The sequence below is a fragment of the Paenibacillus sp. FSL P4-0184 genome (assembly GCF_038004625.1).
Lineage (GTDB): Bacteria > Bacillota > Bacilli > Paenibacillales > Paenibacillaceae > Paenibacillus_AQ.
Genome location: NZ_JBBORN010000001.1, coordinates 2,913,244 through 2,927,756, shown reverse-complemented (window position 1 = coordinate 2,927,756; position 14,513 = coordinate 2,913,244). Strand labels below are relative to the sequence as shown.

Sequence of the window (14,513 nt, the reverse complement as noted above, 5' to 3'; positions counted from 1 at the left end):
TGTATACAAAAAAACAGAGGTATTGCGCTTTTACATTCGCAATACCTCTGTAGGAACAGTCGGTAATTTTTATTCAAAGTAAATCAATTGGAATTATAATATTTAAAATATCATCCATTTGAAAAGCTGTCAACAATAAAACTTTTTTCAGACACACTTGTTTACATCAAATATCTTAAATATAAATATATGCTTGAGATCACAATGGACAGCAGCATTAAAGGGAAACCCACCTTCAAATACTTCATGAATGTAATCGGATAGCCCTCTTTTCCAGCTAGACCAGCAACGATCAGATTAGCACTGGCACCGATCAATGTACCATTGCCACCCAAGCAGGCACCCAAGGCTAGACTCCACCAAAGGGGCTCCAGATTGGTGATCCCCATCTGCCCCATCTCCTGTATCAAAGGAATCATCGTTGCTACAAAAGGAATATTATCAAGAAACGCAGAAGCAATTGCACTGACCCATAAGATCATCATTGAGCTCATGAGCACATCCCCACCCGTTAAATCAATCGCTTTGGCAGCCAGCTCCGCGATGACACCTGTCTCGACGAGTCCTGATACCAAAACAAACAGTCCGATAAAAAAGAAGATTGTAATCCATTCCACGCTGTGAAAAGCTTTTTCCAGCATGTGTTCTCCTCCGGTTAATAAGAGCAGTAAAAAAGCCCCTGCTAAGGCTACCGTGGCTGACTCCAAATGTAACGCCTGATGTAAAAAGAACCCAGTAATCGTAATTCCAAGTACAATCAGGCATTTTCGCAGCAATTTATTATCCGTAATCATTGCCTTCTCATCCATGTCCATGATACTCTGCTGCAATTCCGGTGTGGATTTAATTTGCTTCCCAAACATCAGTAGTAAAAGCGGGATATACGCTAACATAATGATGATAATCACAGGTGTTAGATTGCTGATAAAGGACATAAAAGTCAGCTCTTTCACAGCACTTCCGATCATAATATTCGGTGGATCTCCGATCAATGTTGCCGTCCCACCGACATTCGATGCAATAATTTGTGACATCAAAAAAGGCAGCGGATTTATGCGCAGTTGCCTTGTAATACTGAAGGTAACAGGCACCATAAGTAGCACTGTTGTAACATTATCCAAGAAAGCAGAAGCCACAGCAGTAACAACAAACAAAGCAATCAGGATTCTTCTCGGCTTCCCTTTCGCCAGTTTTGCTGATTTCACTGCCGCATATTTAAAAAGTCCTGTCTCTGCAGTAATCCCTACAATCATCATCATGCCTACAAGTAATCCGATGGTATTAAAATCAATGTGATGCAGTGCCGTCTCCTGATCCACAATGCCCATCGCTACCATAACAATTGCGCCTAACATCGCTAAGATCGTACGGTGAATTTTCTCAGAAATAATCAGTCCATAAATCAGTAGAAAAATACCTATCGCCCAAATCGCTTGCTGTTCCATGATATCCCCCGGTCCTTCTCTTTAATTTCGTTAATGTATAACCTACTCATTATATAACCTATTTATCATAAAATAGATTTGTATTTTTCGCACTGGAATTGTGGATTAATCCATAAAAAACGACTCTGCCGAGTATTTATCGGAGAGACGTTTTTTATGGAGTCGATTATTTCATTTTCAAAACCTGAGGCTCCTTGAAAGCGGTCAAAATACCTTTGCTCTGCACAATAATCATACCGCTTTCCAGCAAGGTTGGGCCGAACACTCTACCTGATGTTTTGAGCTGCACAACCGGTTTTGCGGAAATCAAATCTATCGCGATTAATTTGCCGTCAGTCTGGGTTACATACATGCCATGTCCAAGCAGATCGAAGCGGGCAATCGGATTGCTGATTCCACTGTACTGAACCGCTGATTTATTCGCCATTTTAACACCATAAATGCTCTGTTCGTTACTAAAAAGAATTCTTCCATCATAAGGACCAGCGGCGTAGGCTAACTTAGCTCCGATGGATTCGTAAGAATAATTATCGCGTGTTACGGTAGCAGGATCAGCATTGACTGGATAGCTGTAGACACCTTTTTGTCCTGTTATAAAAATTCTGTCACCGTCACTCCAAGCAATGCCTCCCTTTGGTGCTTCAGGATCATTTGGGTCAATATTAGCAGGGTTATAAACTACCGTCTTCACTACTTTACCTGTCTTAACATCCAAACTGTCGAGTGTAGTAAGAGGAAGAGCATCAAATAAGGTAGCCTTCCGTTGTGTTATAAGCGTTCCATTAATCTCAGTAATCGGAAAATAATGATCTCTGTTATTCCAAAGCTCTTTACCCGTTGTTCGATCAAAGGCATGTAGAATGTCATACGTATACGCTCCGGATTCTGAGTTTTGAGCTAATATCAGGTTTCCCTCAACCATGAACGGTTCATACAGCTTTTCACCGAAATTATCACGCCACTGCAGTTTCCCATCTTTCAGATTGTAGGCTTGAATATCACCATTGGCAGCAAAAAGCTGATCTTTATCAATAACTAATTGGCTGATCCCTTTAATGTTTGCCGATGAACTCCATTTATTTTTTCCAGTAGCCGCGTTGACTGCATAGATTGTGCCTGCCTCTGAAGTCACATAGGCCACACCATCTTGGTAAAGTAACGGTGCCTTTAATTTGGAGCCGTATTTCCACACCACTTTCCCCGTCTGGGCGTTAATGGCTAAAAGCTGACCCTTTTGTAGGATAAAAGCTTTGCCCGCACCAACTGCAACAACGCCCTTGCCCATAATGTAGTCCGTCGGTATATCTCCTAGCGTTGGCAAATCCATCGTAGTGGACCACTCAACCTTCGCAGCAGATAAATTTACATAATAATCATCTAAATTCGAACCTATAAAGGAAGTGTGCGAATCAACCGCAGCAGCTTGTACCGGGTTTACCATAAGCAATACCCCTAAACCAATAATCGCATTACGAAGATATGACTTCAATAATGTTCCTCTCACCACCACACGCCTCCTCATATAAATGCTTCAATTGGATAGATTCTCAAAATAAAATATAATACTAATGACGAGCAGGATGTAAGAACATGGATTATTCTTCCTCATTTTGACATCTGCAAGAGCAGAAATCAAAACATTTACTCATAAACTTACAATTTGTAAGTTATTGTGTTATAATAATCACATTCTTCTATAAACGAACAAGCTTTATCAAATATATGAATAACGAGGGGTTTGTAATCATGAGTAACGAGGGGTTTGTAATCATGAGTAACGAGGTAACCACAGCACCAGCATCCGATTTTGAATTCGGTATCTACACCTTAGGAGACATTGTAGCTGATTGTCATACCGGGAATAAGATCAGCCCGAAACAACGACTCGACGAAGTTGTAGCTGCGGCCAAGCTGGCGGATGAGGCTGGGCTTGATGTATTCGGTGTAGGTGAGCATCATCGTCTTGATTTTGCGATTTCTTCGGTTCCAGTCGTGCTGGCAGCCATCTCCCAGGTTACCCGCAGAATCAAGTTGACGAGCGCCACTACTGTATTAAGCACCATTGATCCCGTGCGCGTATTCGAGGATTTTGCCACACTTGATTTACTGTCAGATGGCCGTGCAGAGATTATTGCTGGACGTGGTGCTTTTGTGGAATCTTTTCCGCTCTTTGGGTACGAACTTGAAGACTATCATCGACTATTCGCCGAGAATATTAATCTGCTTCTCGAGCTTAATAAGCATGAAATTATGAACTGGGAGGGTTCCTTCCGCTCATCCTTGAAGGATTCTGAGATTGCACCACGCCCTCTTCAGCAAAGCCTTCCTGTATGGATTGGTGTAGGTGGTTCTCCTGAAAGCGCAGAAAAAGCTGGGGTACTCGGGACTGGAATGGCCATCGCCATTCTTAGCGGTAGTCCAGAACCTTTCCAAGAGCTTGCTGCAACTTATCGACGCGCTGGAATTCAGGCGGGTCATGCCCCTGAATCTTTAAAGATTGCGATTACTAGCCACGGCTACATTGCCGAAACTTCACAGCAAGCGCTCGATGAATATTACCCATACTACTATAGTTATCGTAATTCCATCAGCCCAAAACCTGGTCAAGAATACAGTGTATCTCGTGACGACTTTGGGCAATATGTATCTGCTGATAACACGATGGCTGTAGGTAGCCCGCAGCAAATTATTGAAAAAATCCTCTATCAGCATGAGCTGTTCGGCCATAGCCGCTTTATGACTCAGCTCGACATCGGCGGCCTTCCTTACGCCAAGGTAGCCAAAGCTATTGAACTATTGGCAACTGAGGTCGCCCCTGTCGTACGACGCGAAATTGCCAAGAAGAATAGCCGATAGAACTGAGGGGCTGTACCAGTAAATAAAAAAGCACTTCTCCCGCTCGTGGAGAAGTGCTTTTTGTGCTGTTGCAACATTGCGTCTTGCTGTAAGAAGTGAACCGGAAGCTCTGCTCAAGAATTAGGGAATATCTCCCTGATTTCACTCATTTAGAGTAATTATCAGCTATTTTCAGGGAGCTTTTCCCTAATTACTCTCAAAAAAAAGAAGCTGCCCCCTAAGTAGATTCACTACTTTTGAGACAGCCACTTATGCTCATCACGCAAAGGATGGTTTATTGTTGTCTACCTTCCCGCTAATAAGCTTCTTATATTCATCGTCTCCACCATCTAAAGAAGGCGCAGTATAAATTTGAGCTGAAGCTGGTTGCTGAGCGGAATGGCTCGACCCTGTTTTGCTTGTGGTATTCTTATTATCTTCTGCACTCCTGCTTCCACCACTTGCAGAGCGGAGAACAGCACCCGATAAGTTGTTAATACCCTTTATTCGCTTCATGCTGAATCCTCCCCTACTAAATGATTGATGGTACGGAATAAATCCTGATTATTCGCAACTACCGCCTTAAGATCATCCGCAGATAATCCATCACTCCCTGAAAAGTGTACGGAAAGAACATACTTCTTACCTAGAGGATAGCATAGGATATATACCTCCGCAACTTCCGTGCGTTGAAAAAAAGTCCATTTGCTCGATAAAAATGCATCTACCACACTAGGCTGCTTCTCATTCCCTTTCGTTACAGTCAAGGAATAGGAGTGCCCACGTCCGACATTCCCTCCCACCTGAACAAGCTGTTCTTTCTCTTGAGCCTGCCAGATCGCAGCACCGATCACACGACAATGCTTCGGAGGTAAGAAAGAATTGCGGATCGCCTCACTGAGTGCGTGATACTTCTCTCCATCCTCAGAGATGGTCACATTACTATTATATTGCCAAAAAAAATGAAGGATACTTTCTTTGCGCCTTAATTCCATCTTTAGCTGCTCTAAATCTTTCACCGGGTCACGGAATTTTCCAAACCCCTGGACACTATCAATAATCTTACCACAGCTCACATCCACAGCAGCCGTAGGATTATCATGGTGCATCTCATACTCTAAAGCTGTAATTCCCGATAAATCGGACAACAGATGATATTCTTCAACATTCTGTCCAGGGATTAAATCGTCGCGGGCAGTCACCTGATCCGGCACTAAGCAAAAGACACGATTACGCCGTAATCTGGCCCAAAACAATCCCATTTCAAACCCCGTATTATCACGAGTCACATAATAAAATTTACCGCGTATTTTGGCAACATCATCTGGCGAGAACACAAATACTGCAAAATCGCTCTCATCCAAATTTCTCTCCAGTGCCTCCATCGTGTATTCATTCGCTCGAAATGCATTGGCATACCAAGGATGTACTTCAGCATCCCTCTTCAGCTGCTCATGAATCGCTCTTGCATAACGTATGGATTCCCTGGAAGATCCAATGAATAGCTTTGGTTTAGTCACGGCAGTGCTCCTTCATCCTTCCCGATATGTAATAATTATACAAGTCTTTAGACTACCGGAAAAGAGGCCAAGTTCTCATAAATATCTCAAAAAATATTATTCTAAACCTCGTAAAGTGGGTAAAAAATTACGACTACTTTGAAAAAGCGAGGATACTATGAAAAAAATGATAGGTGTCACATTACTTGCAGCAAGCCTTATGGGTATAACAGCGTCACAGCCTGCTGAAGCTAAAACGGCAGCAGTTAGTTATACCGCTCAGGTATACGCGAACTCTTTAAATGTACGCAGTGAGCCGGCAAAGAATGCAACTGTTGTAGGATCTATTAAGAACGGAGCAAAGGTAACTGTGACCGATGAACAACACGGGTGGTTGAAGGTTAAGACGGGGAACACCTCTGGCTGGGTAGCCGGCTATTACCTTAAAAAGGTGAACAATAGCTCCAAGCAATCTGGCGCTTCTGGATCATCGGTAGCTTCCAAACCCAGTACTACTTCTTCCACCTCAACCAGCGCCTTGAGTAGTACCACAAAGGTTACAGTTACGGCAGATTCACTACGCGTACGAAGCGGTCCAGGCACACAATATAAGGTACTCGGTTCTTTAAAAGCTAAGGATACAGCTACCCTCCTCCTTCGTCAGAACGATTGGGCACGAATTCGAACAGCTAGCGGTGACATCGGTTGGGTCGCAGCGCAATATATCCGATCTGGAACCACGCCAAGAAGTACAAGCACTACAAGCAACATTTCGCGCACAGGAAATTTACGAGGAAAATTAATCGTCGTAGATCCCGGTCATGGCGGCAGTGATCCGGGAATGCTCGGCACTACATATAACACCATGGAAAAGGATTTGAATCTGCAAACTGCAATTTATGTTCGCGATGCCCTTGTAGCTAAAGGTGCACGGGTAGAAATGACACGTACCCGGGAGGATCAGAAGCCTACACTCGCTCGGCGTGTTCAGATGAGTGAGGCTCTGCGTGCAGATGCATTTGTAAGCATTCATTATAATTCTTCTCCGAAAAAAGTGTCCGGGACATTGACCTTCTTTTACTCCGAATCCGATGATCTGAAGCTGGCACGAGCCATTGAAACCCGGCTGGGACAAGGTATCGGTCTTAAGAGCAACGGGTTGTCCTTTGGCGATTATCACATCCTGAGGGAGAATCGAATTCCAGCTACCTTAGTTGAACTCGGATTCCTTACCAATCCTATAGATGAATCTATTGTCCGCAAATCCTCCTATCAGAAAAAAGCAGCCAAGGCTATCGCGGAAGGATTGGCAGACTATTTCAAAAACTAGCCACACCTATAAATAATCAGCAAAGAAGCAGGCTAGGAAATTCCCTAGCCTGCTTTAGTTTGTATTTCATATTTAGCCTTCTATTAATCCCTTCTTGATCAGGAAATTACGAGCTACATCCTCTTCCTTGAGCGCATCCACATCAACCTCTGCGTTCAATTGCTGCATTTCTTCGTCACTGATCTGTCCGTTCAATTGATTTAAGATGCCTTCCAATTCAGGGTATTTATCTAACGTTTCCTGACGAATAATCGGTCCTGCATCATAAGGTGGGAAGAATTCTTTATCATCCTGCAGAATCACCAGATCATGTACTTTAATTTGCGCATCCGTCGCATATGCATTGGTTACATCTGTTTCCCCATCGTCGATCGAACGGTACATGATACCATGGTCCATTCCTTTGCTCTGCTTGAAATCCATACCGTAAAGTTTCTGGATACCTGGGTACCCGTCCTCACGATCCAAGAACTCGAACTCTACGCCAAGAACCATTTCTCCAGATACTTTCGCCAAATCGCTGAAAGTCTTTAGATTGTACTTCTCAGCCGTTTTGCGACTAACAGCTAAAGTATAGGTATTATTTATACCGAATGGATCCAGAAAGGCCAGTCCATCTTTTTCAAGCAGTTCTCTGGTTTTGGCCAACGATTCCTCGGAGTTTCCTGTCTTCTCCTGATAGTAATTAGCTACAATGGTACCGGTGTAATCCGGATATAGCTGGATGTTATTATTCTCAAGTGCACTCCAAGCTACATTAGAGCCTCCCAAGTTCATCTGGCGCTTCACTTTAATATCTGTTTTATCTTCTATCAAATCTGCCATCATATGAGCGAGTAAAACATTCTCCGTGAAGTTTTTGGAGCCAATCGTGATTTCTCCACTGTTACCCGCAGCAGCGTTATTATTCCCGCCACCACACCCAGCAAGTAGCGTTCCCATTAATACTGTAGTTAGAACGCCTGTCATCAATTTTGGAATTTTCATATAATCTCCCCTTTTATATTCTTTCGAGACCAGAGTTTTAGTTATACTTTCAATCCCTTTGGAGTCGTTAACCGTTCAAGCAATCCAAGCAGATAATCCAGCACGAGTGCAAGAATCGCGGCCGGAATAGCGCCAAGTAAGGTTAGTGCTTCGATGTTCCGTTGAATACCCAGGAAAATAAATTCACCCAATCCGCCAGCACCGATAAAGGCTGCCAGTGTTGCAGTCCCGACATTAATAACTGCAGCAGTACGGATCCCTGCCATAATTACACTTAAAGCTAAAGGGAGTTGAACCCTGAATAGAATCTGCCAGCTCTTCATTCCCATTCCCCGGGCCGCTTCTACTATAGACGGATCCACATCTGTAATTCCCGTGTAGGTGTTGCGTATAATTGGCAGCAGTGAATACAGAAACAAAGCTACAACTGCCGTCTTCATCCCTATGCCAAATAGAGGAATCATAAATCCGAGCATCGCCAGACTAGGTATTGTCTGAAGAATCCCAGCCGCACCAAGCGTAATACCTTTCAGAGGTTTAACCCGTGTAATCATAATTCCAAGCGCAATGCCAACAATAATTGCAAATAACATGGACAAGAGCACAAGTTGCATATGCACTCCCATAGAATGAATCAAATCTTCCCTACGTAAATCTAATTGATATATGAGTTGTTGCCATAACGATTGATCTCTCATACAGACACTTCCTCCTCTTTCGTGCCTCCCCATTGTGCAGCAAACGCCGTCAGAAGACTGCCTCTTGTAACAATCCCGGCAATGTTCCCCTCAGCGGTTACAATCGGAATAATGCCGTATGGAGCTTCCGTAATCAATGATAATGCGTCTCTTGCTGTTGCTGTATCCTGCAGCACCACCCCAGGTGGTGTCATAATTTCTTCGATAGTAAGGCTTTGTTCCATTTTGGCGGTAACATCATAAGCGGAGACTATGCCAAGCAGCTTACCTTTCTCGTTTCCTACCAGTAATGTATCCATTTTGCGTTGACGCATAAAGGTAAGAGCTTTACCCAGCGTGCGCCCTGGAAGAGATGTAGATGGATTGTCGCGCATAACTTCTGTTACGGGGATATACTCAGGGTTTTGGTAAATACGGTTTTTGCCGATAAATGATTCTACGAAATCATTAGCAGGGCGGCTGAGCAGCTCATATGGTGTATCTAGTTGAACGATTTCACCATCTTTAAGAATAGCGATTTTATCTCCAAGCTTCAGTGCTTCATCCATATCATGTGTTACAAATACAATTGTCTTCTTCACTTCTTGTTGCATGCGTAGCAACTCATCTTGCAGCTGTTCACGGGTAATGGGGTCCAAAGCGCCAAACGGTTCATCCATCAATATAATCTCGGGATCAGCTGCCAATGCACGAGCTACACCTACACGCTGCTGCTGCCCACCTGATAATTGTTTCGGGTAACGTTTGGCAAATATAACCGGATCAAGTCCGACTAGGCGGAGCATTTCGAGCACCCGTTCTTTTTTCTTCTTCACTTCCCAGCCCTTTAGGTCGGGAATCAAGCCTACATTATCTTCTATGGTGTAGTGCGGGAATAGACCAGCTTGCTGAATAACATAACCGATGTTCTTGCGGAGGGTTACGGGGTTCTCCTTGGTAATATCTTTGCCGTGGATATAAATATGCCCTGATGTATGCGGGACAAGACGATTTATCATTTTCATTGTTGTTGTCTTTCCGCAACCACTGGGACCGATCAGTACTAGTATTTCTCCAGCTTCGATTTCAAAACTAATGTTCTTAACTGCTTCATAACCATTAGCATACTTCTTACCTACTCCTTCAAATTTCAGCATGAGGTTCCTCCTTCTAATATCTATCGCCAGATCATCTCTCCAATTACTCTGTAAGTTAAACTATAACAAACAATCCCCAAACTGACAACCTACACGAATTCAATAGGTTGTTTGTTAATAATTGTAATATGTTAATTATAAAAAAAGGCTATCCAGTGATAACCCCCGCTGGATAGCCTTTTTTAAGCTATTATTATAAATGATTTTCTGCATTTTTATTGATAAATTGTTCCGTTCTTTGGTACATTTTCTCATCACCAACGGCTACAAGTACATCATGTTCTCTGAGTATGACATGCGGACCTGGAGAGATGGTTATATCAGCACCTCGGCGAAGCGCTATAATAGTAGCCCCTGTATTCTGCCAAAATTGTAATGCTCCAATGGTTTTACCAACCACATGTGATTCTTCATGGATTGTAATTTCTTCCGGGTGGTACGGTTTTAAATTCTTCATCCGGTCTGATGCCTCGATAATTCCAGTTAGTAGCTTCTCAAATTTACCGTCGAGCTTCTTCTTTTCAAGCAATAATTGCTGTAGATCCTGTTTCAACGAATAAGCTGATTTCAGATAATTATTCCTGGTAATATACTCATACGCCTTTTGATCAGAGATGACAATAATCTCTTTTCCCTGCGAAACAAACACTATATTCTCATCCTTCAATAATCCCATAGCCTTACGAATCGTTTCTGGAGAAACATGATATTGCCCTGCCAATAGAGAACGCCCGGATAGCTTACTCTGTACGGGAAATTCCCCGCTTACAATTCTTTGTGCAATATCAAGGGCTATAGACTTATAACCGGATATTTCTTGCATGGACATTGTCGATCTCCTTACTCTGGCGTGAATTATAAACATGCTCAAGTATACCTTTTTTCACTCACCAAATAAAGATGTCCTGCCTTATCCAAATATTTGATATACCAAAAATAAATTTAACGATACAACCAGACCGGAGATAATCCAGCCCAGAGCAGCTGTCATCTTACGATTCACTAACCCGCCCATTATCTGACGATTGCTTGTAAACATCACCAGTGGTACCAGGGCAAAGGCAATCCCAAAGGATAAGATCACCTGACTGATAACGAGCGCCTTCGTTGGATTTACACCAAAGCCAATGATAGCCAAAGGTGGAATTATCGTAATCGCACGGCGTAAGTACAGGTTAATTCTTTTGTTGATGAAGCCTTGCATCACTACATCACCAGCCATAGTTCCTACAGAAGAGCTCGATAGTCCAGCGATGAGTAGTCCTAAACCAAACGAGATCGCCGTTACGGGTCCAGCTAAGTGACTAAATTGCTGAAACGCAACATCCAAATCCTCAACCACGATACCATTTTTGAAAAATAATGCGGCTGAGACAATAACCATTGCCAGATTCACTGCACCTGCAATAATCATCGCAATAATAATATCTATGAATTCCAGTTTAAAAATCTGTTTCTTTTCCGCTTCATTTACTCCTACGATACGGTTCTGTGTAAGTGATGAATGTAGATAAATGGCATGTGGCATCACGGTTGCGCCTAGAATTCCTGCGGCCAAAAGGATGCTGTCCACCCCTTCAAACTTAGGTGTAAACATGCCTACAGCAACAGCACCCATATCTGGTTTAGCTACAATAACTTGAAAAGCAAAGGCTAATACAACTATAAGAATCATTGCAGCAATTCCGGCCTCAAGGGAACGGTAACCCCGGCGCTGAAGCTCTAGGATAGCAAATGAACCGACCGCAGTAATGAGTGCTGCCGGCAGCATGGGAATATCAAATAATAGATAAAGCCCCAATGCTGCCCCGATAAACTCCGCCAGATCCGTAGCTATAATCACCAGTTCACTTTGAATCCATAAGAAGATCGATACACTCTTCGGAAAACGATCATGAGCGATCTCCGGTAGGTTCTTTCCTGTAGCAATACCAAGCTTGGCGGATAACGCCTGAATAAGAACGGCCATTAAATTCGAGGCTACAATCACCCACAATAAAAGATAGCCGTATTTTGAACCCGCCGTAATGTTGGTGGCAAAATTACCTGGATCCAGATAAGCAACTGCAGCGATAAACGCTGGACCTAAGAAAGGAAGTAATCTTTTAATTCCTTTGGTCTCCCCATTAAGTACGGCTTGCGCCGAAATGGAGTTTTTATGTTGTCTCATATGCGGTTGTTCTATATGTGGTTTTTCTATTAAAGTTTGTTCCAACATGTCAATTCCTCCTCTTGCCCAAAAAAAAGTTGTCTATATACACGAAAGTTTCCTCTGTGCAACTTATATTTAAAGTATATGCTCATTTCTGAAAAATGTAAATATGTTTCATAAGAAATTTTCATATGCTTGTCCACCTACGACCAAGAACAAAAAAACCGGACGACATCAGGAATTACCCGATCTTCGCCCGGTTTAAGCCAATTACTCCGAAAGCTTATGGTGTGAGACTTTGAATATCTCTTCTCATTTGTTCATTCTGCATTTTCAGCTCATTCAATTCTTTCTGAAGCTCCAGATAATCAGGCGACGCTTGCTTTCTCGACCCATGCCCGTGCCCGTGTCCATGTTTCCCACCCAGTCCGAACATCATAAATAACATCATCAAAGGACAGATCAATGTGATTAACCAAGACCAATTCATAGCATTACCTCCTACAATTTCATTATGACCTCTATATCATAAAGAAAAGTTGTGGAGAAAGGATGTGCTGTGAATTACGAATTTTTCTTCCATGTATCCTTCAGCGGCACAATTCGGTTCAGTACCAGCTTATCTGCTGTGGTATATTTCTTATCCACACAGAAGAATCCATGCCGGATGAATTGAAATTTATCTTCTGGAAGTGCACTCGCCATGGAAGGCTCCAACAAACAATCCTTCAGAATGGTTAGGGAATCTGGATTAAGATACGCGTCCCAGCGCTCATCCTCTTCTTTAGGACCGTCGTTATCTTTTAGCAACCGCTCATATAGATGAACTTCCGCCTTGATCGCGTGCTCTGCCGATACCCAGTGGATAGTCGCTTTAACCTTCCGTTCATTAAATCCACTTCCACTCTTCGTTCTCGGATCATAGGTGCAGCGAAGCTCTATAACTTCTCCAGTTGCTTCGTCCTTGAGCACTTCATTGCACTTAATGAAGTAGGCGCCCTTTAACCTAACCTCATTCCCTATAGTCAGCCTGTGATAACCTTTGGGTGGCTCCTCCATGAAATCCTCTTGTTCAATATAAAGCGTCCGTGAAAAAGGAACTTCCCTTTCCCCTAGCGTCTTATCCTCACTGTTATTCTCAATCTTCAGCCATTCGCTTTGATTCTCAGGGTAGTTAGTAATAACCACCTTAAGAGGCTTTAGAACAGCCATCACGCTAGTTGCCTTCGCCTTCAAATCTTGTCTAAGCGAATGTTCTAACATGGCAATATCTACAATGGTGCTATTTCTAACAAAACCAATTTCCTTCACAAAATTCCGAATACTCTCCGGCGTAAAACCTCTTCTCCGCAGTCCGCGAAGCGTTGGAAGTCTTGGATCATCCCAGCTATCCACATAATGTCCTGTAACCAGTTGTCTAATATACCGTTTGCTAGTAACGACGCCGGTGATATTCACGCGTCCGAACTCCCTTTGCTTTGGAGCCTCAGGGGTATCCAGTTCATTCAGTACCCACTCATAAAGTGGTCGATGATCCTTAAACTCAATGGAACACAGGGAATGCGTAATCCCTTCGATCGCATCTTGTATAGGATGGGCAAAATCATACATCGGATAGATACACCAATCGTTGCCGGTTCTATAATGCTCCGCATGAATGATTCTGTAAATCACTGGATCACGCAAGTTGATATTAGGTGAGCTCATATCTATTTTGGCCCGTAATACTCTGGCTCCCGTCGGATAGGTTCCATTCCTCATCTCCGTGAATAACTTCAAATTCTCTTCCACAGAACGCTCCCGATAAGGGCTGTTCTTTCCCGGCTCCGTAAGCGTTCCTCTATAAGCTGACACCTCTTCAGGTGATAAATCGCAGACGTAGGCTTTTCCTTTTTGAATTAACTTTACCGCGCTATTATATATTTTTTCCGAATAGTCTGATCCGTAGAAAGTATGGTCTGGCGGGTAGCCCATCCATAGCATATCTTCGCAAATAGCATTTACATACTCCAGATCCTCTTTTAAAGGATTGGTGTCATCGAACCGCAAATGGAACTTCCCGCCATACTTTTTCGCCGTCGTATAGTTCGTGTGAATAGCATACGCACTGCCAATATGCAGATACCCATTAGGCTCCGGTGGGAATCTCGTGCAAATATCTCTACTGTAAGTCCCAGCTTTCAGCTCTTCTTGAATCAATCTGTCGATGTAACTCTCTGCTAATACTTCTGGTTCCTTGTTCATTGGTATTACCTCCTGTTTATAAGTGATATCCGCCTCTGTAAAATAAAAAGAACCTCACCTCCAAGACTTATGGTCTTGGGGACGAAATTCTCGCGGTACCACCCCAGGTTCATTAATATGTCGCCATATTAATCTCATCAAGTACGGCAATGCAGCTTACGCAGCGCTTATACTCTAGCTCTATAAC

Annotated in this window: 13 protein-coding genes and 1 other annotated feature (1 of these 14 running past the window's edge); of the genes, 2 read left to right on the top strand and 11 right to left on the bottom strand. The window is 43.1% G+C overall.

The window, feature by feature from the left end; all coding sequences use genetic code 11:
* Positions 1-161: 161 nt before the first annotated feature.
* Both MKY52_RS12775 and MKY52_RS12770 read right to left on the bottom strand, forming a co-directional pair.
* A complete protein-coding gene (locus tag MKY52_RS12775) occupies positions 162-1,445 on the bottom strand; it encodes an ArsB/NhaD family transporter (protein ID WP_341051612.1) in 1,284 nt (427 codons plus the stop codon).
* A 166-nt stretch (positions 1,446-1,611) separates the two neighbouring features.
* On the bottom strand, positions 1,612-2,949 hold the full coding sequence (locus MKY52_RS12770; protein WP_341051611.1) for a PQQ-binding-like beta-propeller repeat protein: 1,338 nt from the start codon (positions 2,947-2,949) through the stop codon (positions 1,612-1,614).
* 242 nt (positions 2,950-3,191) lie between these two features.
* Between MKY52_RS12770 and MKY52_RS12765 the strand changes: the two genes are divergently transcribed.
* Positions 3,192-4,301: an LLM class flavin-dependent oxidoreductase gene (locus tag MKY52_RS12765; RefSeq protein WP_341051609.1), complete on the top strand. Its 1,110-nt coding sequence runs from the start codon at positions 3,192-3,194 to the stop codon at positions 4,299-4,301.
* Between the two features lie 258 nt (positions 4,302-4,559).
* On the opposite strand, the gene MKY52_RS12760 is transcribed toward MKY52_RS12765, so the two are convergent.
* Together MKY52_RS12760 and MKY52_RS12755 are read right to left on the bottom strand one after the other, a co-directional pair.
* Positions 4,560-4,796: a hypothetical protein gene (locus MKY52_RS12760; RefSeq protein ID WP_076285512.1), complete on the bottom strand. Its 237-nt coding sequence runs from the start codon at positions 4,794-4,796 to the stop codon at positions 4,560-4,562.
* Positions 4,793-5,800: a TIR domain-containing protein gene (locus MKY52_RS12755; protein WP_042191948.1), complete on the bottom strand. Its 1,008-nt coding sequence runs from the start codon at positions 5,798-5,800 to the stop codon at positions 4,793-4,795. Before MKY52_RS12755 ends, MKY52_RS12760 begins: the two co-directional genes overlap by 4 nt.
* A gap of 157 nt (positions 5,801-5,957) precedes the next feature.
* Here MKY52_RS12755 and MKY52_RS12750 point away from each other — a divergent pair, with 157 nt between their 5' ends.
* Entirely contained in the window at positions 5,958-7,109 is a 1,152-nt protein-coding gene (locus tag MKY52_RS12750) for an N-acetylmuramoyl-L-alanine amidase (RefSeq protein WP_341051608.1), read from the top strand.
* A gap of 72 nt (positions 7,110-7,181) precedes the next feature.
* Here MKY52_RS12750 and MKY52_RS12745 read toward each other — a convergent pair whose 3' ends face one another.
* The 7 genes from MKY52_RS12745 to MKY52_RS12715 all read right to left on the bottom strand — a co-directional run bounded on the left by MKY52_RS12745 (position 7,182) and on the right by MKY52_RS12715 (position 14,326).
* The gene (locus MKY52_RS12745; protein ID WP_341051607.1) at positions 7,182-8,096 is read right to left on the bottom strand and encodes a glycine betaine ABC transporter substrate-binding protein; all 915 of its coding nucleotides are present in this window, start codon (positions 8,094-8,096) and stop codon (positions 7,182-7,184) included.
* Positions 8,097-8,137: 41 nt separating this feature from the next.
* Positions 8,138-8,794, bottom strand: a complete 657-nt coding sequence (locus tag MKY52_RS12740) for an ABC transporter permease (RefSeq protein ID WP_149644861.1) — start codon at positions 8,792-8,794, stop codon at positions 8,138-8,140.
* On the bottom strand, positions 8,791-9,930 hold the full coding sequence (locus MKY52_RS12735) for an ABC transporter ATP-binding protein (protein ID WP_341051606.1): 1,140 nt from the start codon (positions 9,928-9,930) through the stop codon (positions 8,791-8,793). Before MKY52_RS12735 ends, MKY52_RS12740 begins: the two co-directional genes overlap by 4 nt.
* 193 nt (positions 9,931-10,123) lie before the next feature.
* Positions 10,124-10,759 (bottom strand): TrkA C-terminal domain-containing protein, encoded by a 636-nt coding sequence (locus MKY52_RS12730; RefSeq protein ID WP_341051605.1) that lies wholly within the window; start codon positions 10,757-10,759, stop codon positions 10,124-10,126.
* An 81-nt stretch (positions 10,760-10,840) separates the two neighbouring features.
* On the bottom strand, positions 10,841-12,100 hold the full coding sequence (locus tag MKY52_RS12725) for an Nramp family divalent metal transporter (protein WP_341053408.1): 1,260 nt from the start codon (positions 12,098-12,100) through the stop codon (positions 10,841-10,843).
* A gap of 265 nt (positions 12,101-12,365) precedes the next feature.
* Positions 12,366-12,572, bottom strand: a complete 207-nt coding sequence (locus MKY52_RS12720; RefSeq protein WP_341051604.1) for a DUF2933 domain-containing protein — start codon at positions 12,570-12,572, stop codon at positions 12,366-12,368.
* A 74-nt stretch (positions 12,573-12,646) separates the two neighbouring features.
* The gene (locus tag MKY52_RS12715) at positions 12,647-14,326 is read right to left on the bottom strand and encodes a glutamine--tRNA ligase/YqeY domain fusion protein (protein WP_341051602.1); all 1,680 of its coding nucleotides are present in this window, start codon (positions 14,324-14,326) and stop codon (positions 12,647-12,649) included.
* Between the two features lie 74 nt (positions 14,327-14,400).
* Positions 14,401-14,513: a binding site (T-box leader), on the bottom strand (it continues 148 nt past the right edge of the window).